Origin of the sequence: Flavobacterium sp. GSB-24, assembly GCF_027924665.1 — a bacterium.
In the GTDB taxonomy this organism is placed as follows: Bacteria; Bacteroidota; Bacteroidia; order Flavobacteriales; family Flavobacteriaceae; genus Flavobacterium.
Genome location: NZ_AP027043.1, coordinates 3,019,802 through 3,044,233 on the forward strand (window position 1 = coordinate 3,019,802; position 24,432 = coordinate 3,044,233).

At 34.4% G+C, this 24,432-nt stretch carries 12 protein-coding genes and 1 pseudogene; all 13 read left to right on the top strand.

From position 1 onward, the window contains the following. The first annotated feature begins 40 nt into the window (after window positions 1-40). The 13 genes and pseudogenes from bglX (at window position 41) to QMG60_RS13125 (ending at window position 24,428) form a co-directional block, all read left to right on the top strand. Window positions 41-2,308: a beta-glucosidase BglX gene (gene bglX, locus QMG60_RS13065; RefSeq protein WP_281865202.1), complete on the top strand. Its 2,268-nt coding sequence runs from the start codon at window positions 41-43 to the stop codon at window positions 2,306-2,308. A gap of 40 nt (window positions 2,309-2,348) precedes the next feature. Next, on the top strand, window positions 2,349-5,159 hold the full coding sequence (gene galA, locus QMG60_RS13070; protein WP_281865203.1) for a beta-galactosidase GalA: 2,811 nt from the start codon (window positions 2,349-2,351) through the stop codon (window positions 5,157-5,159). Window positions 5,160-5,263: 104 nt separating this feature from the next. Then, window positions 5,264-5,926, top strand: a pseudogene (locus QMG60_RS13075) (IS6 family transposase). 80 nt (window positions 5,927-6,006) lie between these two features. Continuing rightward, window positions 6,007-6,360, top strand: a complete 354-nt coding sequence (locus QMG60_RS13080) for a 3'-5' exonuclease (protein ID WP_281865204.1) — start codon at window positions 6,007-6,009, stop codon at window positions 6,358-6,360. 583 nt (window positions 6,361-6,943) lie between these two features. Continuing rightward, entirely contained in the window at window positions 6,944-7,897 is a 954-nt protein-coding gene (locus QMG60_RS13085) for an ATP-binding protein (RefSeq protein WP_281865205.1), read from the top strand. 5 nt (window positions 7,898-7,902) lie between these two features. Then, entirely contained in the window at window positions 7,903-10,395 is a 2,493-nt protein-coding gene (locus QMG60_RS13090; RefSeq protein WP_281865206.1) for a S8 family peptidase, read from the top strand. A gap of 478 nt (window positions 10,396-10,873) precedes the next feature. Next, window positions 10,874-11,947: a magnesium/cobalt transporter CorA gene (corA, locus tag QMG60_RS13095; protein ID WP_281865207.1), complete on the top strand. Its 1,074-nt coding sequence runs from the start codon at window positions 10,874-10,876 to the stop codon at window positions 11,945-11,947. 67 nt (window positions 11,948-12,014) lie between these two features. Further along, a complete protein-coding gene (gene pta / locus QMG60_RS13100; protein WP_281865208.1) occupies window positions 12,015-14,108 on the top strand; it encodes a phosphate acetyltransferase in 2,094 nt (697 codons plus the stop codon). Window positions 14,109-14,204: 96 nt separating this feature from the next. Beyond that, the gene (locus QMG60_RS13105) at window positions 14,205-15,389 is read left to right on the top strand and encodes an acetate kinase (protein ID WP_281865209.1); all 1,185 of its coding nucleotides are present in this window, start codon (window positions 14,205-14,207) and stop codon (window positions 15,387-15,389) included. A 98-nt stretch (window positions 15,390-15,487) separates the two neighbouring features. Further along, entirely contained in the window at window positions 15,488-18,232 is a 2,745-nt protein-coding gene (locus QMG60_RS13110) for a histidine kinase (protein ID WP_281865210.1), read from the top strand. Window positions 18,233-18,476: 244 nt separating this feature from the next. Next, on the top strand, window positions 18,477-21,506 hold the full coding sequence (locus QMG60_RS13115; RefSeq protein WP_281865211.1) for a SusC/RagA family TonB-linked outer membrane protein: 3,030 nt from the start codon (window positions 18,477-18,479) through the stop codon (window positions 21,504-21,506). Between the two features lie 4 nt (window positions 21,507-21,510). Further along, window positions 21,511-22,986, top strand: a complete 1,476-nt coding sequence (locus QMG60_RS13120) for a RagB/SusD family nutrient uptake outer membrane protein (protein WP_057118503.1) — start codon at window positions 21,511-21,513, stop codon at window positions 22,984-22,986. Window positions 22,987-23,054: 68 nt separating this feature from the next. Continuing rightward, complete coding sequence (locus QMG60_RS13125; RefSeq protein ID WP_281865212.1) at window positions 23,055-24,428, top strand: glucoamylase family protein; 1,374 nt, start codon at window positions 23,055-23,057, stop codon at window positions 24,426-24,428. Window positions 24,429-24,432: the final 4 nt, after the last annotated feature.

A 24,432-nucleotide genomic window follows, 5' to 3' on the forward strand; every position in this document is an offset into this window, starting at 1 on the left:
CCGTTCTGATTTTTTTTTAGGATTTCTAATTTCAAAAATTATGTTAATAGTTCATAAAAGGATAACAGTAACCGCTGTGCTAATGTTGTCCACAACTTCTATTGCCTTTTCGCAAACTAAAAAAGCAGTTTACCTGGATAAAAATGCGCCAATAGAAACACGCGTAAAAGATTTATTGGGCAGAATGACTTTAGAAGAAAAAGCCGGGCAGCTCAACCAAATAAATTACGGAATGTTTACAGGTCCTGATAATAAGGTTGATGGAGAGCAGGAAAAATTATATCTTGTCAGACAGGGAAAAATTGGATCATTTCTGAATACACTTGGCGTTGCTAAAATCAAAAAAGTACAACAAATTGCAGTAGAACAAAGCCGTTTAAAAATTCCGCTCTTGTTTGGTTTTGACGTTATTCATGGTTACAGAACATTATTTCCAATTCCGCTTGCAGAAGCCTGCAGCTGGGATATGGAACAGGTATTTCAGAATTCCAGAATCGCTGCAAAAGAATCTGCTGCATCTGGCTTAAACTGGGCTTTTGCACCAATGTGCGATGTTTCAAATGATCCGAGATGGGGACGTGTAATGGAAGGCGCAGGAGAAGACCCATATTATGGTTCTGTAATTGCAGCGGCAAGGGTAAAAGGCTTTCAGGGAAATTTGGATGGTGTCTTTGATATTTTGGCCTGCGTGAAGCATTTTGCCGTTTATGGAGCCGTAGAAGCGGGAAGGGAATATAATAATGTAGATGTTTCCAGAGTTGCTTTTTACAATAAATACCTGCCGCCTTACACAGCCGCTATAAAATCTGGCGCAGCAACGGTAATGACTTCTTTCAATGTTTTTGATGGGGTTCCTGCCAGCGGAAATTCTTTTCTGCTTACCGATATTCTGCAAAACAGATTAGGTTTTAAAGGATTTGTGGTAAGCGACTGGAATGCTTTCGCAGAAATGATTGCCCACGGCTATGCAGAAGACAAAAAAGATGCGGTTTACAAAGCACTTAAAGCAGGAAGCATGATGGATATGGAGAGCAGAACGGCCATTGCTTTTTTGCCTGAATTAGTTAAGGAAGGAAAATTAACTGAAGCAGAAGTGGACAAAGCTGTTGGAGCGATTTTGTATTATAAATTCAAACTGGGATTATTTGAAAATCCTTATAAGTTTTTGGATGAAAAACGTGAGAAAGAAAATGTTTTTAATGCAGAAAACAGAAAGGTTGCCAGAGAAGCAGCTAAAAAAAGCATTCTGCTTCTAAAAAACAATAACGAAGTTTTACCGCTTAAAAATCTAAATCAGAAGATTGCTTTGATTGGTTTTTATGCCAATAGCAAACCAGATATGGTCGATATGTGGAAAGCCAGTGCTGATGACCATGACTGCGTAACTATCTATGAGGGTTTAAAAAAACAGTTTTCAAATATAACTTTTGTCGATGGCTATAAACAGGATAATTCGACTTCTCCCGAATTAATAAATCAGGCAGTAAAAAATGCAGAAAATGCAGAAGTTGTAATTATAAATATCGGAATTACAGGTAATTTATCGGGTGAAGATAAATCATTGGCTGATATTGCTATTCCCCAAGGTCAGGTAGAACTTTTAAAAGCTTTAAAAAAGACGGGGAAACCAATTATTACGCTCGTTTCTTCTGGAAGACCCATGATTTTAAATGAAGTCCAAAGTTTGAGCGATTCACTGGTACAATGCTGGGTTTTAGGAACAGAAACCGGAAACGCAATTGCAGAAGTTTTATCAGGAAAATACAATCCATCGGCAAAAACGGTAATGAGTTTTCCTTATTCTTTGGGGCAGATTCCGGTTTATTACAATCATTTCAATACGGGGCGTCCCGCTGGTGAACCTGATGCTAAAGAAAAGCCAACTGATTTTTATTCCAGATTTCATGATATTCCAAACGAACCTTTATATCCCTTTGGTTTTGGTTTGAGTTATACGACTTTTAACTACAGTAATTTAAAAACGTCTGCTCCAGTTATGGATGAAAAAGGTTTATTATCAGTTTCTGTAGATCTTCAAAACTCAGGTAAATATGACGGAGAAGAAGTAGTACAGCTTTATATTCAGGATGTAACGGCTTCAATAGTGCGCCCGGTAAAGGAACTGAAAGCTTTTAAAAAACTGCTTTTGAAAACAGGAGAAAAAACGACTGTCGAATTCAAAATTACTCCCGATGATCTTTCTTTTTTCGATCAAAATGGAAATTCAATCCTGGAAAAAGGAAAATTCAAAGTTTATGTAGGTGGTAATTCGCGTGATGTTTTAGCAGCTTTATTTGAGCTAAAATAAGCCTTCAATTTACAAATTTCATCATTTTAAAATTAAGAATATGAAACTCATTATAACCTTCGTTTTTTCTTTGTTAAGCTTAACAAGTTTTGCACAGTCGAATTCTCTTTCAAATTATCGTGAAAAACTTTCTTTGGATAAAGGCTGGAGATTTCATTTGGGAGATATTCCGTTTCCGGAAGTGAAAGGGCATTTGGAAAGTTATTTTAATGCAAAAGCTGGAAAAGCAGGCGGTGCGGCGGCAACGGATTATGATGATACCAACTGGCGAATACTAGATCTGCCTCACGACTGGGCTATTGAAGGAAAAATTGATTCTACTGCCAATCTTGCGCAGGGATATCGCAAACGCGGCATTGGCTGGTACAGACGTACCTTTAAAATCGATCCGAAAGACAGAGGAAAAAATCTGGAACTTCAATTTGATGGTATTTCTACGCACTGTACCGTTTGGTTAAACGGAAATGTGGTGCACAGAAACTGGTCAGGCTATACTTCTTTTTACATCGATATGACTGATATGGCCAAATATGGAGATGATCTCAATGTTATTTCAATACGAGTAGATGCCGTTGATCAGGAAGGCTGGTGGTACGAAGGTGCTGGTATTTACCGCCATACCTGGCTGGTAAAGCGTTCTCCTCTGCATATCATTACTGATGGAGTATTTGCCAATCCGGTTAAAAAGAGTACTTCTGAATGGGAAATTCCAGTTGAAGTTACGCTTCAGAATAGCGAATATCTTAGTAAAGATGGCGTAATTTCTTCAACTCTTGTAGACTCAAAAGGAAATGAAATTACTGCTGCTGAAATAGCAGTTAAAGCTTCTCCGACTGATAAAACAGTTGCAAATTTATCGCTAAAAGTAAGCAATCCGGAATTATGGTCAGTTGAGCATCCAATATTATATAAAGTCAAAATTGTTGTTAAAGAAAACGGGCAGATAACAGATACTTTAACCACAACCTGCGGATTCAGAACTATTCGTTTTACAGCTGATTCTGGTTTTTATCTCAATGACAAACCATTGAAATTAAAAGGAGTTTGCAATCATCAGGATCATGCCGGAGTCGGGGTGGCGGTGCCAAATTCGCTTTGGGATTTTCGAATCAAAAAACTTAAAGCAATGGGAGCAAATGCTTACCGTTGTGCCCATAATCCGCCGTCAAAAGAGTTTTTGGATGCCTGTGACAGATTGGGTATTCTGGTTATGGATGAAAACAGAAATTTCAATTCTTCGTCCGAATATATGAGCCAGCTTACCTGGATGGTACGCAGAGACAGAAACCATCCGAGTATTATTTTATGGTCGGTTTTTAATGAAGAACCCATGCAGGGAACTGAAATTGGCTATAAAATGGTCAAAAGAATGAGTGCAGAAGTCAAAAAGCTGGACACAACAAGGCCTGTTACCGCTGCTGCAAACGGAGGACTTTTTGAACCAATAAATGTTTCGCAGGCAGTTGATGTGGTTGGTTTTAATTATCAAATGGATAATTATGACCGATTCCACAAAGAACACCCAGAAATGATATTGACCAGTTCTGAGGATGCTTCTGCATATATGATTCGCGGAAATTATACCACAGATTTGACAAAACATATTTTGGATGCTTATGATACGCAAAGAGCAAGCTGGGGTGCTACACATCGAGAAACTTGGAAAACTATCGCAGAACGTCCGTATTTATTAGGATGTTTTATCTGGACAGGATTCGACTATCATGGAGAACCATCACCTTTTGACTGGCCGACGGCTGGTTCAAATTTTGGAATCATGGATTTGTGCGGATTCCCGAAAACGGCTTTTTATATTCATCAGGCGCAATGGATTAAAGACAAACCAATATTGCAGGTAGTGCCGCATTGGAACTGGGAAAAAGCAGGAACTCCTGTAAAAGTAATGGCGATGAGCAACGCCGAAAAAGTTAAATTGATTTTGAACGGAAAAGTGATAAGCGAACAAAAAGTTGATCAATATGAAATGAACAGTTGGGAAGTTCCATATGAAGCAGGAAAATTAGAAGCTGTTGGTTATAGCAACGGAAAAAAAGTTTCACATTTTACCATCGAAACAACAGGTAAGCCAGCACAGATCAGATTAACACCAGACCGAAATAAGATAAAAGGTGATGGCTGGGATGCTGTTCCAGTGACAGTTGAAGTTTTGGACAGTAAGGGAATGGCGGTACAGACAGCAGATTTGCCAATTGAGTTTGAGGTTCAGGGTTCAGGTGAAATCATTGGACTTGGAAATGGCGATCCTAATTCTCATGAAATGGAAAAAGGGAATAAAAGAAGTCTGTTTAATGGTCTGGCACAAGTTATTCTTCAGAGTAAAGAAGGTGGAAATGGAAAATTAATTTTAAAAGCAAATTCTCTTGGGTTAAAATCAGCTGTACTTTCTTTAGAAGTTCAAGCTGTTGCAGATATTCCTTCAGTTGGAGTTATAAAACCCTATATGGTTTTAGATAAATGGCTTTTGTCACCAACAAGTGCCTTGAAACCAGATCCGAACAAAGAGATTGCCGGTAATGATATGAACAGCTGGCAGTCCGTTACTGCGGGTCAGCTGCGAGTTTTTGTTGATGGCAATTTTGCGGTTTACAGAAACAGTTTTACTCCTTATCAGGCGCAGCAGGATAATGGAGGTAAGATTGTTTTTAAAGACCTCAAAGGAAAAGCCGAAATCTGGCTGGATAGGAAACTATTGGCAGTAAAAAAAGACGAAGCTGAAACTGATTTTATTGTACAATTTGCTCATGGAAAAGGCCAAAGAGAGTTAAGTATTCTTATTGAAACAACTGTTGGAGATAATGCCGGTTTAGGTGGTTTCGTAACTGTTGAATAATTATAGTCAAATTATATATCTTTTTATGCATCATTTATTCAAATAAAAGGGTTCTGTCGCATTTGGGAATAACTTTATCTTTATAATTTTAAACCTATCAAAAAATGAATACGAAAGGTCATTGTTATCCAAAATATATCATTCTTCAGGCAGTGTATTTTAAATTAAGATTTACACTTAGTTACCGTGATGTTGAGGAAATAATGAAAATTAGAGGAGTGCTTGTGGATCATGCTACAATTCAGCGCTGGGTTTATAAGTTTACACCTTTGCTTGAGTCAGAGATGAAGAAGCGAAAAGGCAGAGTGGGGGCGAGCTGGAGATTAGATGAGACCTATATCAAAGTAAAAGGTATTTGGTGTTATTTATATCGAGCAGTAGATAAATTAGGCAATACGGTTGACTTTCTTTTGACCAGAAGAAGACAAAGAATGAGCGCTCAGTCTTTTCTAATTAAAGCAGTTGGTAATAACTGCGCCAAGAGTTATAAACATTGTTAAAAGCGGTTCTAATACAGCAGCGATCAAATTCTATAACAAACGTTCATTCTCAAAAATTAAAATCCGGCAGTGTAAATATCTTAACAATATTATCAAACAAGACAATCGATTTATAAAATGGCGCACACAAAACGGATTAGGTTTTAAAAGTTTTGAATCGGCCAGACGAACATTGAGCAGAATTGAGGTTGTGCATATGCTTGGAAAAAATCAGATGGTAATCCCGGCAAAACTATGTTTAAATCATTTTGTAAATTGGCAGTTTAACTTTTAAATTACTTAGAATTCTTATATTTGATTCTGACAGATGCGACAGAACCGAATCAATTACCCTTCTAAGGGAAGTGATGGGCAATCCTGCATATTTAAAGTCGTATGAACCGGCAGCTGACCATGAAATTAATATTCTGACCCTTCACAAATCGAAAGGGCTTGAATATGATGTTGTCATCCATCTGGATCTGTACAAATGGGTTTTTCCGGCTATGGGGCCTAAAGAGGGTAAAGACTGGAAAAACCCTGAATATCTAAGCTATCAGCAGGACCTTAATCTCCATTATGTGAGAGTCACAAGGGCAAGGAAAGCGTGTGCTCTGGTTTCAAGCAGCCAAAGAACCAATGATAAAGGAGAAGTTAAGGATGCGGAGGATTCAGTTTTTATCTGGCTCAATAATATAAAGGATTTAAGATATAAATTTTGATTTCCTTTTTTCGGGGTAAGGATTTAATGTCGGATGAAGAAAAAAAACTGCAAAGAAATTTAGAAATTAGTTTTCGGCTTTTTTTATGCCGGAATTTTGGCGCTCCGACCATCAGGGAAATAGAATTAACGCATATCTCATAGATGATTTTTAAAAATTTGCATGTAGTCTGTTCGGGAAATAGACAGCGATGGTATTTATTTTTTTTAAACTGAAATAAGTATATTGACACCAAAAGCTTCAAAATTTATGGTCCAGTAACATTTTGTTTCTAGGTAGCAGACCGATTCCGAAATCTTAGTAAAGTACAGGAAAGGGCTGTTTCAGCCTAGATACTTTTTGACCAGTATTATGAGATGATGTTCATTCATTTCCTTAGATACTGCGACTCGTGCGATAATGCGCAAGATATTGTTCAGGATATATTTGCAGACCTTTGGAACGAGAAACGCTACCACAAAATTAAGGATTCACTGGGAAGAATGAGGTTTGTGTAATTCCCTTCTTATAAGGCTGGATAAATTACAAAATTACCTACAAATAATTAAATATATTTGAAGACTTTTTTCATTACTTTTGCGATATGGCAACAGCAGAACAATTAAAATCGTTATTACAGTCTCATTATAAGAATGACAATGAGAGATTCACTTCTATTGCTCTTCAGGTAGCTGCACACGAAGCCAGGCAAGGACATATGTCTATTGCGAAGGAAATACAAGATTTAGTTGACCGATCAAAAACTGACGGATTTAAAGTAATCCGTATTAATCCAGATTTAAGCGATTTAGTTCTGGTATATTACCCTGAAAATAGATTAAATGAATTAATACTTTCCAGTGATGTTTCTAATAAGTTAGCAAGGATTATCAGGGAGTATAAACAGCGTGATAAAATTCTAAAACACGGTCTGCATAACCGCAGGAAAGTATTGCTTTCAGGTCTTCCGGGAACAGGTAAAACAGCAACGGCTTCTGCTATTTCTGGCGAATTAAAACTTCCATTGTATGTTGTTATGATGGATAAATTAATGACCAAATATATGGGGGAAACCGCTTCGAAGTTACGACAGATTTTCGATATGATGGTTTCAAATAGGGGTGTCTATCTTTTTGATGAATTTGATGCCATTGGAGCAGAAAGGGCAAGGGATAATGAAGTTGGGGAAATGCGGAGAGTTTTGAATTCATTTTTACAGTTCATCGAACAGGATTCATCAGAGAGCATCATTTTTGGTGCTACAAATAATATAAAGATATTAGATTCAGCGTTGTTTAGACGTTTTGATGATATTATTAGCTATAACTTACCAAATAAAAATGAGATTGAGGAGTTGATTAAACTAAAACTCCATAAGTTTCTCGGTGATTTTAGTTTAAAATCAACAGTTGCGGCAGCAGAAGGATTATCTCATGCGGAAATTACAAATGCTTGTAATGATGCTCTGAAAGAGATAATTTTAATGGATAAAAATTTGGTTACTCAGAAATTATTAGTTCAAATGATGAAGGACAGAAAAGTCAATTATAATTTATAATAATTATGAGTGAAATTTCTAAACCGCATCTTTTTGTGAGTGATGTCCATACATCTCAAAGTTATACAACGCCTCCAACGGGAGGTGGTGGAGATGATCTTCCTGCGAGACAAAGAAATGCACATGGAAATTCACTATTACATTCTTTAAGCGATATTTGGCAGTCTCATACAGAAGATGTACGTATTAGATCAGAGCAGGGTATACCTGTCAAAGATGGAGAATACCTTACTTTTAAGAGTGCTGCTAATGACAGTTTAAAAATCGAATCTTTAGACTCAAGTGGAGCTGTATTATTAAACGTATCGATAGAAAAAGATACGAATCAGCAGACTGCAACTCTCTATATTCCCGAAAACCAAAAAGGGAAGCTTACCAAAAAGGTTGAAGACTATATTGCTTTAGATAAAAACGGAAAGCCAGTTAATCAGCCTTTAATAGATAGAATAGAAGTGGTTAACCGATCTTCAATTGAAAATCTATGGAGCAGTCCTATTGAAACCCTACCTCGTGAAGCATCAATATGGTGCGAGTTATGGCTCGCTGTTGAGAGTTTAAATTTAGAAACGTCTCTTCCCAAATTAAAAGAGATATGCGAATTCTTTGGAGTAGAGATGCTGGATGAAATTTTAAGTTTTCCGCAACGATGTATTGTAATTGTAAAAGCTGATTACACACAGTTAAATGAGCTTGTTGCATCATTTGGTCTGATTGCTGAAATTCGTAAAACGGAAGAGTTGAATACGTTCTGGCTCAGCCAGAGTATGACCGAAAATAACGCATGGATACAGGATGCACTACGTTTGATTAATTTCACGAGAACCAATAATTTTATTTCAATAATGGACTCAGGAGTAAACAATGGTCCTCATTTAATTGCGCCTGCTCTGAATGATGCAAACAGATTGACCGTAGATCCAAACTGGGGAGTCAATGATAGTTTAGGGCATGGTACAAATATGGCCGGAGTCGCTCTGTACGGAAATCTAAATTCAATTCTTGAAAATAACAGTGCATTGTCCATCCATCATCAGCTGGAATCTATAAAAATTTTGCATCCGGACTATCCGAATGAACGCAATAAATTCCCACTGATCACACTTGACGCGGTAAATCGTGCGATAGTAAATAATCCTGAAAATAAACGAATATTCTGCATGGCCGTTACAACTGACTTTCAAGTTGAATTCGGCAAGCCCTCAGCATATTCCTCTGTTTTAGACAGAATAATTTTTGGTGAAGATTCGAATGATAAAAAAATATTTCTGGTTAGTGCAGGTAATGTAAGAGAAGAATTTAACTGGAGAAATTATCCTGAAAGCAATTTAAATCTTTCGGTGGAAAGTCCAGCTCAGGCATGGAATGCAATTAGCGTTGGAGGTTATACTGAAAAGACCCTGCTGGATAATATTACAGTTGCCCAAAAATTTGAACTTTCCCCATACAGCAGAACATCTTGTTCCTGGGATGCAAACTGGCCAATTAAGCCTGAAGTTGTTTTCGAAGCAGGTAATTTGATACTACTTGATAATGGAGATGTTGAAGGTCATGACGATCTAGAAATCTTGACTGTTACAAGAAGCGCTGTCAGAAATTATTTTACGACAATGAATGCCACAAGCGCGGCTACAGCTTTGGCAGCAAACTTTTTGGCTAAAATCAGAGATGTATATCCTGAAGCTTGGGAAGAAACCCTCAGGGCATTAATGATACATTCGTCATCATGGACTCAGGAAATGATTAATCAATTTAATATAGATGTTAATAAAGTAGGTGATGTTTTAAGGCTTCTCAGAACTGTAGGATATGGTGTGCCTAGCCTTCAAAAAGCAATAGAATGCCAGAGTAATTATCTCACCTTCATATCTGAAGAAAAAATAACGCCATATAAGCTCGAAGACGGAAAAGTAAAAACTAATCAGATACATTATTATGAGTTTCCCTGGCCTAAAGAGATTTTAGAGAATTTAGGCGCCGCAGATGTAACTTTAAAAATAACGTTGTCTTATTTTGTTGAACCCAATCCGGGTGATAGAGGTTACACTACTAAGTATGCATATCAATCAACCGCATTGAAGTTTGCGTTAATAAATCCTAGAGAAGATTTTACTAATTTTAAATTAAGGACTAATAAAGTCAATCAGGATGTTTTAAAAGAAAATCTGGGAGTTGAGAGATTAGAAGATGGTTTGATTGAAAAAGCTACAGGATCCAGCAGATGGGCTCTCGGAGCAGATACTGTTTTTAAGGGATCTGTACACAGCAACTATTGGAAAGGTTCTGCAGCCGAAATTGCATCTTGTAACAAATTGGCTGTATATCCGCTCGCCTCTGGATGGTGGAAAGAGCTTAAAAAACAGGAAAAATACGATTCAGAACTGCGTTATTCTTTAATTGTTTCTATTGAGACACCGGAGAACATGGCTGACATATATACAACTGTAGCTGCACAAGTTGCAGTTCAGAACGAAGTTCAAATTTCATTAGATATTCTTTAATATATTATGCTATACTAACACCTAAGGTTGTATTTTTTATATAACTGTCGTAGGATATGATTGTGTCGTTTTGAAATAATCCAATAAGTACTGATTAACATTAGTTATTAAAAAGTATTACACCGCTGTAATCGTAATGTTTACAGCGGTCTTCTTTTTTGTACTTCTTTGTTTCTGTTATTTTTTAATTGGTTTTTATCATTTATTTGTACCTTATTTGTACCATTGCTTTGTAAAGTATTGATATACTTGCGATGTTATTTTTGAATAAGTAAAATAATTCTTCTTTAACAATAATGAAAACCGAGTCAGAAATGACTCGGTTTTTTTTTTTGATGAATATTGTTGCCTAATTAAAACTAGTAAAAATATTACAATTTAAAATCTAGACAAATTATTAATCTTTATCAGCAAAATGACAAATGTCATTTCTTCTTCGAATTCTTTTTCGTAATATTACTATTGTAAATTTTTTTGAATGAGAAAGATTAAATACAAGAAAGGCCGCAAGCTGCAGCATATTACATTAGAGTATACAGGATCGCATAAAGAGCATGAAACCGAAATGCAACTTTTTGTTTATGATGATATTGACGTTGTAGAATATGATAAATTTACCGTTCAGGCTTTGAACTCTTGTTTTGATTATACCAAAAATAACTGGCTCAATGTTCACGGATTAAATGATATTAATCTCATTAAAACAATTGGAGCACATTTTAAATTAGATGATTTTCTTCTTGCTGATATTTTAAATACTACGAAAAGAACCAAGTTAGAAGAACAGCAGAATGTTTTATTTTTTAATATAAAGTCGCTTCTGCCTTCTGAATATTCAGATAATCTAAGTGTCGAACAAATTAGTTTTATTCTAAAAGAAGGAATTCTGATTTCTTTTCAAGAAAAAAGGAGTGATTTCTTTACGCATATCCGCGAACGCCTTCGCACACATGCGGGAATCGTTAGAACTAAAAAAGTAGATTATCTTTTGTATTTGCTTTTAGATGCCGTAATGGAAAACTTTTACATTACAATTGAAGATGAAGAAGAGAAAATCGAGGAATTAATCAATCTAACCAAAAAAGGCGCCGATCCGGTTATTCTGGAAAAAATCGAAAATCATAGAGATAACTTTAATTTTTTAAAGCGGTCAATTGTACCGCTTCGAGATTCTTTGTATTATCTTAAAACAATTAAAGATGATAATGAAAATAACGGCCTTATTCAGAAAGAAACGTTTAATTTCTTTATCAGGCTTCACCAAAAAAGTTTAGAGCTTTTAGAACAAATTGAATCTGATATGAGCGCATTAGAAAGTGCTTCTAATTTTTATTTCTCGGAACAAAGCCGAAAAATGAACGAAATTATGAAAACTCTGACTATTATTTCGGCCATATTTATTCCGCTCACTTTCATTGTGGGAGTGTATGGAATGAACTTTGAAAACATGCCAGAACTTAAAACTCAAAATGGTTACTTCGTAGTTATGGGAGTCATGTTTTTACTGGTAATAGCCTTAATTTTCTATTTCAAAAAAAGACGCTGGTTTTAACGTTTGTTAGGGCTAAAACAATTTGAATTGTATTAAATTTGTTATTTAGAATAAATATAAATAAATCATGAGTAAAGCAATATATATAGCGACAAGTGATCAGAATAGTGGTAAATCGATCATTACGCTCGGTTTAATGAGTATTTTGATTGGGAAGACAGCTAAAGTAGGTTATTTTAGACCTATAATCGAAGATTTTGTTGATGGAGAAGTAGATAATCATATTGAAACTGTTTTGTCGTATTTTAACCTCGATATTCAATTTGAAGATGCATTTGCCATCACGAAAAGCAAACTCATCAAAAAGAAAAATAAAGGAAAAATAGGAGAGGTATTAGATTTAATAATCGAAAAATACAAAAAGCTGGAAGAACGATTTGATTTCGTTTTAGTTGAAGGTACAAGCTTTACTGGAGAAGGAACTTCTATCGAATTAGATTTGAACGTTTTAATTGCTAAAAACCTTGGAATTCCAACAATTATTATCGGTTCTGGAGTTGGGAAAACTTTAGAAGAACTTGTGGATAGTTTGTATTTAGTTTACGACTCTTTTAAAGTAAAAGAGGTTGAGGTTTTATCAGTATTTGCTAATAAAGTACAGCCTGAAAATATAGAATTGGTTACCAAAAGTCTGCAGAAGAGTTTACCAGCGAATGTTCTCGTAAATACAATTCCTTTAATTTCAAGTTTGAACAATCCGACAATGCAGGAAATTGTAAACGAATTGCATGCTAAAGTTTTGTTTGGAGAAAATTATCTTAATAATGAAATTGGCCATTTTAGCGTTGGTGCTATGCAGCTGCACAATTATTTAGTACATCTTAATGATAATGCTCTGGTGATTACTCCTGGAGATCGCTCAGATATTATTTTAGGCGCTTTACAGGCAAACGAATCGGCTAATTATCCAACGATATCAGGAATTATTCTAACTGGAAATATTGTTCCGGAAGAAAGTATTTTAAAGCTTATTGAAGGACTTTCGGCAATTGTTCCGATCATTGCTGTCGATGGAGGCACTTATCATATTACCAATAAAATAGGTTCGATTAAATCTGAAATCTATGCCAATAACACGCATAAAATTGAAACTTCAATTACAACCTTCGAGAAATACGTTGATAACGAGGCTTTATCAGAAAGATTAATCACTTTTGAAGCAGAAGGCATGACGCCAAAAATGTTTCAATACAACATGGTTAAAAGAGCCAAGCAGCATCGAAAACATATTGTACTGCCAGAAGGAAATGATGATAGAATTATTACTGCAGCCTCAAGATTACTAGATATGGATGTGGTTGATATTTCGATTATTGGTGATAAAAAACAAATTGAAAGTAAGGTAACAGAACTTGGTATTTCTCTGGATTTTTCAAAAGTAAACATTATCAATCCTATAGAATCTGAATTTTACGAAGATTACGCTAATACCTATTACGAGCTTAGAAAAGCTAAAAACGTAAGTATCACAATGGCAAGGGATTTAATGGAAGATGTTTCATATTTCGGAACGATGATGGTGTATAAAGGCCACGCAGACGGAATGGTTTCTGGTGCGGCTCACACAACACAGCATACTATACTTCCAGCACTTCAATTCATTAAAACTAAACCAAATTCATCTGTAGTTTCTTCTGTGTTTTTTATGTGCTTAGAAGACCGTGTTTCGGTGTTTGGAGATTGTGCTATTAATCCGAATCCAACAGCAGAACAATTGGCAGAAATAGCGATTTCATCAGCAGAATCAAGTGCCGCTTTCGGAATAGAACCAAAAATTGCAATGCTTTCGTATTCTTCTGGATCTTCAGGAAAAGGAGATGAAGTAGAAAAAGTAAGAACTGCAACTGAAATTGTAAAACAAAAACGCCCTGATTTAAAAATTGAAGGACCAATACAATATGACGCAGCAGTTGATTTAAGTGTTGGGAAAAGCAAAATGCCAGACTCAGAAGTAGCAGGGCAGGCAAGTGTGCTTATTTTCCCAGATTTAAATACAGGAAATAATACTTATAAAGCTGTTCAAAGAGAAACAGGAGCTTTAGCAATTGGTCCAATGTTACAAGGTTTAAATAAACCTGTAAATGACTTGAGCCGTGGCTGTACAGTAGATGATATTATCAATACAGTTGTAATTACGGCTATTCAAGCGCAGGGAATGTAAATTCAATTAAAAATTAAAAATTGAGAATTAAAAATTAAATAATAAACTAAAAACCTTAGAAACTTATCTTCTTAGAACCTTAGCAACTTAAAAAGAATGAAAATACTAATTATAAATTCCGGAAGTTCTTCAATTAAATATCAATTAATGGTCATGCCGACAAACGAAGTAATTTGCAGTGGTATGATTGATCGAATTGGTTTAGAAACTTCAAATATTACCTTTAAAACGGCTTCAAATTCGTATGAAGAAATATTGCCGATTCCAACGCATAAAGTAGGATTACAAAAGGTTGCAGATTTACTTTTGGATTCTGAAACCGGCGTAATCAAAACGACATCCGAAATTGCGGCAGTTGGACATAGAGTAGTTCACGGCGGAAGTTATTTCTCTGACACAACAATTATAACAGATGAAGTTAAAGAGAAAATTAAAGAACTTTCTGAATTAGCTCCGCTTCACAATCCTGCACATTTAGTTGGAATTAATGTTGCAGAAGAAATTTTTGCAGATGCTAAACAAGTGGCAGTTTTTGACACAGCTTTCCATCAGACAATTCCAGTTGAGGCACACAAATATGCTATTCCAAATTTCCTTTTGACAGAACATAAAGTCCGTGTGTATGGCTTTCATGGAACAAGTCATAAATATGTTTCAGAAAAAGCGATCAGTTATTTAGATAAGAATTCTAAGATAGTTACCATTCACTTAGGAAATGGCTGTAGTATGACCGCTGTAAAAGACGGAAAAAGTATCGATACCACGATGGGATTTTCGCCATCAAATGGCTTAATTATGGGCACACGCGCTGGTGATATAGATCAGTCTGTTATCTTTTATATGGTTAAAAGTTTAGGTTATACTCCAGATGAAGTGAATTCTATTCTGTTAAAACAAAGCGGAATGCTAGGCTTAACAGGGTATAGCGATTTAAGAGATATTGAATCAAAAGCGGAGGAAGGAAATAAAGACTGTGAATTGGCTTTATTAATGAATGCCTACAGAATTAGAAAAACAATTGGTGCTTATGCCGCAGCTTTAAACGGATTGGATGCTATTGTATTTACAGCAGGAATTGGAGAAAATTCTTCATTTATGCGCAATCTAATCTGTACAGATATGGATTACTTCGGGATTCAAATTGACGCAGCAAAAAATCAAATTCGTTCTAAAGAATTGAGAGAAATCAATACAGCAGATTCAACTGTAAAAGTTTTGGTTGTTCCAACAGATGAAGAATATGAAATTGCAAATCAGGTTTATCAGTTACTAGAGAATTAAAAACAAGATCAAATAATAAAAGAGCTTCTCAATAGAGAAGCTTTTTGCATTTATAAATTAAATTTTTGTCAGTATCTTTGAAATAAAATCTGAATATCTTGAAATCGATACTTTTTAAATCAGTTTTCTTCTTTTTCATCGCTTTACAACTTCAAGCCCAAGAATTACTTCCTTTCGTCGAAAATTACAGTAAATCCGATTATCAGGGTGATAATCAAATCTGGAATGTAGCGCAGGGAAATGATGATGCTATGTATTTTGCAAACAACCATTATTTACTTCGTTACGATGGAGTGAAGTGGGAAAAATATACCCTTCCAAATAAAACTATTATTCGATCTATTTTAATAGAAGGCGACAAAATCTATTCAGGTTCTTATAAAGAATTTGGTTATTGGTATAGAAAAGACGGAACAATGCATTATGTTTCGATCACTAAAAATCTGAGATTATTTGATGAAAAAGATAACGAAGAAATTTGGAAAATCTTTAGATTCAATGGTTCGCTTTATTTTCAATCCTTCAATGACGTTTTTATTTACAATGGAAAAACGATTAAAAAAATTAAATTTCCTTTTCTTATCTCGTATTGTTTTGCTGTAGATAAAAATTTGTACGTAGCTTCTGTTAAGGATGGAATTTTTAGAATGAACGATAAGTATATTTCCAATCCAAAAGGCTGGAATGTTTTAAAGAAAACCGTTGTTCATGCCATAGAAAAGTATCAAAATAAAACCTACATATTTACGCAGAAAAGAGGTGTTTTTGTGGCGGATGATAATGGATTAAGAAGCTGGGGTAATCCGATAAATGAAACTTTAAAATCGGCTACGATTAATGTGGCAAAATTTATAAAAGGAGAAAAATTAGTTATTGGAACGGGAAATCGAGGAATTATTATTTTAGATTTAAAAACCAATACGTATAAAAATATTGAGCGTGATAATGTTTTAATGAACAACTCGGTTTTAAGTTTAGGTTTTGATAAAGAGAACGACTTATGGCTGGGCTTAGATAACGGAATCGCTCATGTTGAAGTCAACTCGCCAATCTCTTTCTTTTATGACAATTCAGGAATCTTAGGGTCTGTTTATGCAGTCGCAACAATTAATAAAGGTTATTTAATTGCTTCAAATCACGGTATTTTCGAGTATAGTTCTGGAAAATTCAATATGATGCCAAATACGCAGGGGCAGGGATGGAATATTTCCCTTATAGACGGCAAATACATCATTGGGCATAACGATGGAACTTTTTCATATGAAAATAATGTTTTAAAAAAAATAAACGGAGTTAGCGGCGGTTGGAATATGTCCAAAAGCAGTATTAACAATACATATTTTCAATCGACTTACAGCGGTATTTTAGTGTATGATGATCCTTCAGATCTTTCTCATTACAAAATTATAAAAGACCTTGCCAAACCTATAAAATATGTAGCGCAGAATAAAAAGAATGAAATTTGGGCTGCTGATAATTATCGAGGTTTGTATCGTGTTTTATTAGATGACAATTATAAAACGCTGAAAGTCGAAAATGTTACGCAGCAAAGCAAAATAAAAAATGATTTCGGAATCAAGATTTTTGAATTTAGAAAAGAAATACTTTTTCTCATTAATAACTCTTGGTATACTTACAATTCTATTTCAAATAAATTAGAAGAAAACGAATTATTCAATGCCAGTTTTAAAAATGTTACAGATGTTGTTTCTATAGATGAAGATCATTTTATGGTTTTGCAAAATGGAATTTTATATCACATTTACGCGGAAGGAAATAAATTTATCTGGAATATTATTCAGGAGAAATATTATAAAGGAAAACTGATAAATGAAAATTTAAGAATATTTAAGAATGACAATTATTATCTATTCAATCTTGATGACGGATTTATTTCTCTTAAACTCGAATATGAAAACAAACAAAATTCAAAAGTAGAAATTGAAGCTTTTAGTGATGATGCTTTAATTCCGAACGAATCAAAAATTAAATTCAATACAGAATTAAAAATTAATGTAATCTCTGGAATTTATGGAGCAAGCAAACCAAACCTGTTTTACAAACTCGATAAAGAAAAAGAATATATACCTATTTCTGATGGATCGATTGTTTTAAACAATTTAAACAGCGGTTATCATGCGGTAGAAATTTTTAAGCACGATGGATCAACTTATGATAAGGTTTCGTTTTATAAGTTTAAAGTAGCAGAACCCTGGTATTTTTCTTTTTGGATGATTCTTCTTTACTTGCTTGTTGTTAGTGCGGTTTTGTTTTTTTATTATAAATGGAATAAGCTTCGCTACATGCAAAAGCTAAAATTGCAGGCCGAAGAACTAAAACATCAACGAGAAATTCTCGAGATGGAATTGAAGAAAGAAAACGAACTCAACTTGCAGGAATACGAAAAACATATTTTAGAACTTGAACTTCAAACAAAATCTTCTGAAGTGGCTGGTAAATCTTTGTCAATTGCCAAACAAACGGAAATGATTGATAAAATTCAAGAAATTCTAGACAAAGAAAAAGATTTTAGCAAACTCAAAAGTGAAATCAAAAAAGCTATTAAAATTAATGAGGTTAATAAGCACGAATGGGAAACATTTGAAACGAATTTAAATCAAATCCATAACGAGTTTATTATAAATCTTTCTAAAAAATATCCACACTTAACTCCAAAGGATATTAAGCTTTGTGTTTATCTCAAAATGAACCTCTCATCCAAGGAAATTGCACCAATGATGAATATCTCTTTTCGAGGTGTAGAACTGCATAGATATCGCTTAAGAAAGAAATTAAATCTGACTCAAGAAGAAAACCTGTCAAAGTTTTTATTAAGTCTGTAAGATTTGATTTTATTTTTTACAGAATTTATATTTTTACATACCTATTTTTACAGAATTCCAATACATCATTACTACATCATAACGTTATGTTAATGAATTTTATTTAACATTTAGTGTGTTGATTATCATTAATATATGCTAATATTTTAACATAATGATGTAGCTGTGTTGTAGTGGTATTTGATGTACTACAACGTTGTAATTGTTTAATTTGGCTCTACTAACTTAAACGATTACGTACTGTATGAAAAATTTTATTTTTAGCTTTTTAGCTCTCTTGTTACTGCCATCATATATGATGATACAGGCACAAGCAATTAAAGGAAAAGTAGTAGACAGTAGTGGAATGGGAATTCCTGGTGCAATTATTAGTGCTCCAGAATCTAGAACTTCTGCTGATGCTGACTTTGACGGTAATTTTACCATTAATGCTAAGGTTGGAGAAACTCTAAAGATCTCTATGCTTGGTTTCGACTCAGTTTCTGTACCTGCAGCTGCTGGCGTTATGTCGATTACTTTGAAAGAAGCAGGTGATACTGCATTAAAAGAAGTAGTTGTTATTGGTTACGGTACCAGAAAAAAAATTGATAATACTTCTGCAATCACTTCATTAAAAGCAGAAGATGTTACAAGAACAAAGGTACTAAATGCTTCTCAGGCTATTCAAGGTAAAGCTGCTGGGGTTCAAGTTACTTCTTCTGATGCTCCAGGAAGTACACCTTCTGTTGTTATTAGAGGTTTAGGTACTGCATTAGGAGGAAGAAATCCTTTATATATTGTTGATGGTATGCCAACAGAAAACATCAATAATATCAATACAAATGATATTACTTCTTATGAGATCTTAAAAGATGCATCATCTCTTGCTATTTACGGTACAAGAGCTGCGAATGGAGTTATCATTATTACTACTAAAAAAGGAAAAGGAGATAAAGTTTCTGTAGAAGTTGAAAGTTTTGGAGGTGTTAGAACGCCGCTAAAAAAGGTTAAAATGGCAGATGCAAATCAATATGCAAGCTATTCTAATGCATCTTTAGGAACTAATAAATTTTCTACAAACCAGCCTATTAATACTAATTGGTTTGATGAAATTACAAGAACAGGTACTTACACTCAAAATAATATCTCTATTTCTGGTGCTTCTGAAAATATTAAATACTTTTTTAGTGCAGGTAATTATCAAGAAAAAGCAATTCTTAATGGCTTAGATTATAGCCGTACAAGTTTTAGAAATAATAATGAATTTAAGCTTTCTAAAAAAATCACTTTAAATCAAAACTTTAGTTTTACGTCTGCTAATTCTACACCAAAACCGTTAAGTGCATTTACAAATGCATACAAACAGTCATCAATTGTTCCTGTTCGTTTTGCAAATGGTCAATATGGTGCTCCTTTTGTAGATGCAAGCGGATTGGCAAGTCCAACTGGTTCATCATTTAACAATGTTGGAAATCCAGTTTCACAATTAGATTTTTATGATGAAGAACAAAGAAGTATTACAATTCAAGGTGGTTTGAAATTAGATTATGAAATCTTAGAAGGGTTAAAATTTACTTCGCAATTTAACGGAGAATACTACACTTGGAAAAATTATAATTTCGAGGATACCAAAAATATTTGGTTAGCTGCAAATCCAACTCGTAAAGATGCTGACTATACAAGTTCTGATCCTATCAATTTATTAACTAGAGGTAGAGAACAATATTTTAACTGGAACTTATCTAACTATTTGACTTATAACAAAGTATTTGCTAAAATTCATGATGTTGAATTAACTGCCGGTATCGAAACTTCTGTAAAAGGACCTAGAGAAAAGTTAACTATCATAAGAAAAAATGTAAGTCCTGATTCAAATTACTGGTCTTTATATAATTCAAAAGATTCAAAAGGTGTAGATTATGTTGGTACAGTTACAAGTTTACAAGATGTTGTATTTAACGAAAGCAAATTAGCTTCATATTTTGGTCGTTTCCAATATAAATTAATGGACAGATATTTAGTAACTGGAACTATTAGACGTGACGGATCTTCAAACTTTGCTAAAGATTACCGTTGGGGAACTTTCCCATCTGTAGGTCTTGGATGGATTATGACAAAAGAAAGCTTCTTGTCTGATATTAAAGGAGTTGATTTGATTAAATTAAGAGGAAGCTGGGGTAAATTGGGTAACCAAAATGTACCATTAAACAGTCAAAGTTATAATTCTGGATTAAATAGTTATTTAGGAGGTTCAATTTTATATGAAGGAACAAGTATTACTTCACAAATTGACCCAACTTTAACTTGGGAAATTACTGAAGAGGCATCTGCCGGTGTAGATTTCGAATTTTTGAACAGCAGATTGAAAGGATCATTTGATGTTTATAACAAAAATACAGATAACGTAATTTTATATGTAAAACCTTATCCAACTTCTGGAATTACAACTGCTTCTCCTTCTCATGTTGGTGAAGTTTCAAACAAAGGTTATGAAATTGCTTTACGTTGGGATGATAAAATTACAGACGATTTAAGCTACTGGGTTGGAGGTAACTTCTCTCACAATAAAAATGAACTTACAAGTTTAAAAGATGTTTCATTGTCTCAAGTTATTGGAGGTAATTTAGGAAATGGTCAAGACACTAAATTATTATACAATAACTCAATTGGTCAGCCATTAGGAAGTTTTTATCTTTATGAATATGCAGGTGTAGATCCAGCAAATGGAAATATGCTTTATTATAATGCTTCTGGTGCTAAAGTAACTCAAGATGCTTTATCTGCAACAGCAGATAAAAAATATGTAGGTTCAATTTTACCAACATCTAACTATGGAGTTTCTTTAGGTCTTGTTTACAAAAACATTGATTTCTCAGTTGACGGATATGGAACTGGTGGAGCAAAAGTATACAATGGTAAAAAAGCACAGCGTTTTGGAGGTGAAAATATCGAAGCTTCTATGACAAATGATTATTGGACACCAACAAATACAACATCGCCAAATCCAAAACCATTTAACATTGTTCCTGTTGCTTCAACTTATTATATGGAATCTGCAGATTTCTTTAGAATCAACAACATCACTGTAGGTTATAAACTACCTCTTAAAGAAGATCAATTCATTAGTTCTTGCAGAATCTATCTTAATGCAATCAACCCATTTATTACACAGAAATATTCTGGTTTCTCTCCTGAGTTAAATGGAGATGGTAATCCTTATGGAACACAAGGTGTTGAATTGGATGCTTATCCAACATTAAGATCATTCGTAATTGGTGCTAATTTAAAATTTTAATATTATGAAAAAGATATATATATCAATCTTTGTATTGTCGGCATTCACTTTTACAGGATGTGCTGATGATTACCTAGATGTTAAACAAACTGAGACTATTTCTACAGATGATATCGAGTTGTTTAACAATGACAACGGAGCAAAAACGTTTGTTACCTCTATCTACAGTAAATTTTTAGACTGGGATATGAGTTCTTTTGGATGGATTGGATTAGCAAGTATTACATCTGATGATGCTGATAAAGGTTCAACACCAAGTGATACAGGTACAGATAAAGATGTTTTGGATGCTTTAACATATAATGCATCGAATCCATCTGCTGAAAGTACTTTTAATGCAAACTATGATGGGATCAATAGATGCAATCAAGCATTGGAGATTCTACCTAAATTAGACAAAGCTGATCCTGCATTAAGAGAAAGATTAATGGCTGAGGCTAAATTTTTAAGAGCTTTTATGTATTTTACTTTGGTAAAATGCTATGGAGGAGTTCCTATTGTAGATCACATATCAAAAATTCCATTATCACCAGAAGATAAAGCAATGCAGTTAACTCGTAAAACAGCTGCTGAAGTTTATGCTTTTATTGAAAAAGATTTAACAGAGGCTGCGGCAGTTTTACCAAATAAATCTCAATATGGTAGTGATGATAAAGCGAGAGCTTCAAAAGGAGCAGCTTATGCTTTATTGGCAAAAGTAAGTTTGTATCAGAAAAAATGGCAGAGTGTTGTCGATAACTGTAATCTTGTTACAGGTTATATTATTTCTCCAGATTATGCTAAAATGTTTAGACTAGAAGGAGAAAATGATGGAGAATCTATTTTTGAAATAAATGGTAATGGCGCAGTACCTGCACGTGGAATTCAAGGATATTCTAATACTCAAGGTGTTCGTGATGCATGGGGATGGGGATTTAATCAGCCTTCTCAAAGTTTAGTAAACGCTTATGAGCCTGGAGACGTTAGAAAAGACGCAACTATAATTTTCAGAGGTACAACTTTATACGACGGAAGAGTAATTCCTAAATTAGTGTTACCAGAAGGAGAAGTAGATCCTAATCCTAGATATAATTTTAAAGCTTATTCTTCTGCATATACAAGCGCATGGGAAACTGATGCTAATATTAAATATTTAAGATACGCTGAAGTATTATTAATGAAGGCAGAAGCTTTAAATGAATTAGGTCAAACTTCAGATGCAATTCCATTGTTAAATATCATCAGACACAGAGCTGGTTTAGGTGATACTCCAGCAACTTCTCAGGCAACAGTAAGAACTGCAATCTGGAAAGAAAGAAGAGTTGAATTAGCTTTTGAATTTGACAGATTCTTTGACCTAGTTAGAACTGGTCAGGCAAAAGATGCTTTTACTGCAGATGGAAAAGTATTCACAGAAGGTAAAAATGAATTGTTTCCAATTCCGGCATCTTTCCTTTTAATAACAGAGGGAATGTCTTCTCAAAATCCTGGTTATAATTAATATTCATAAATCACTTCCTTCAAAATTTTGAAGGAAGTGATTTTATTACAATCTCAAAAATCTCTATAATGATTAGAATTTCAGTTTTATTTTTAGCTTTTACTCTTTTTGGTTGTGGATCGAATGCGGATAAGGCAAAAGAAAATGCAGCAGAAAATACTTCTGTTACTACATTAACAGATGAGCAGCTTTTAAGTGCTGTTCAAAAACAAACTTTTAAATACTTCTGGGATTACGCACAACCAAACTCTGGATTAGCCAGAGAACGTTACCATCCAGACGGAAATTATCCTGAAAATGATTCAAATATTGTAACAACAGGTGGTTCTGGTTTTGGTTTAATGGCTCTTGTTTCAGGAATGTCTCAAGGTTATATTACAAAAGAACAAGGGGTAGAAAGACTGAACAAAATTGCAGATTTTTTAGGCAAAGCAGATCGTTTTCACGGAGCATGGTCTCATTGGATCGATGGAAATACGGGAAAAGTAAAGCCTTTTGGAACCAAGGATAATGGCGGCGACTTAGTCGAAACTTCATTTTTGGTTGCAGGAATGATTACTGTTCGTGAATATCTTAAAGATGGTTCTGAAAAAGAAAAAGCAGTTGCTCAAAAATACGATGCACTTTGGAAAGGTGTTGACTGGCAATGGTATACAAACAATAAAAATGTTTTGTACTGGCATTGGTCACCTACTTACGACTGGCAGATGAATTTTCCTTTACAAGGATATAATGAATGTCTAATTACTTATCTAATGGCAGCATCTTCGCCAACACATTCAATTGATGCGAAAGCGTATCATGAAGGATGGGCGAGAAGCGGAGACATCGTTTCTCCTAAAACAAAATATAATATTCCTTTAATTTTAAAACATAATGGTGCAGAAGAATTCGGCGGTCCTTTATTCTGGGCACACTATTCTTATGTAGGTCTAGATCCAAATCAATTGAGCGATAAATATGCAAATTACTGGGATTTAAACGTAAATCAGACTAAAATAAATTATCAATACTGTATTGAAAATCCAAACAAGGTTGAGGGATATGGTGCTGATTATTGGGGACTAACAGCGTCATATTCCAGAAACCCTGATGGTTCTATTGGATACAATGCACATATGCCAAGCAATGATCAAGGTGTGATTTCGCCAACCGCAGCAATCAGTTCAATTGTATATACGCCGAAAGAATCAATGGCTTTCATACGCAATCTATACGAAAATCATAAAGAAGAAACTTGGGGCAATGCCGGGTTTTATGATGCTCTAAGTTTAGGAAATAAATGGGTTGCAAAACGTTATTTAGCAATCGATCAAGGACCAGAAGTAGTTATGATCGAGAACTACAGAACAGGTCTATTATGGAAATTATTTATGAATGCACCTGAAGTAAAACAAGGTTTGACAAAACTTGGATTTAAATCAGGAAAATACGGGATTTAAAAAA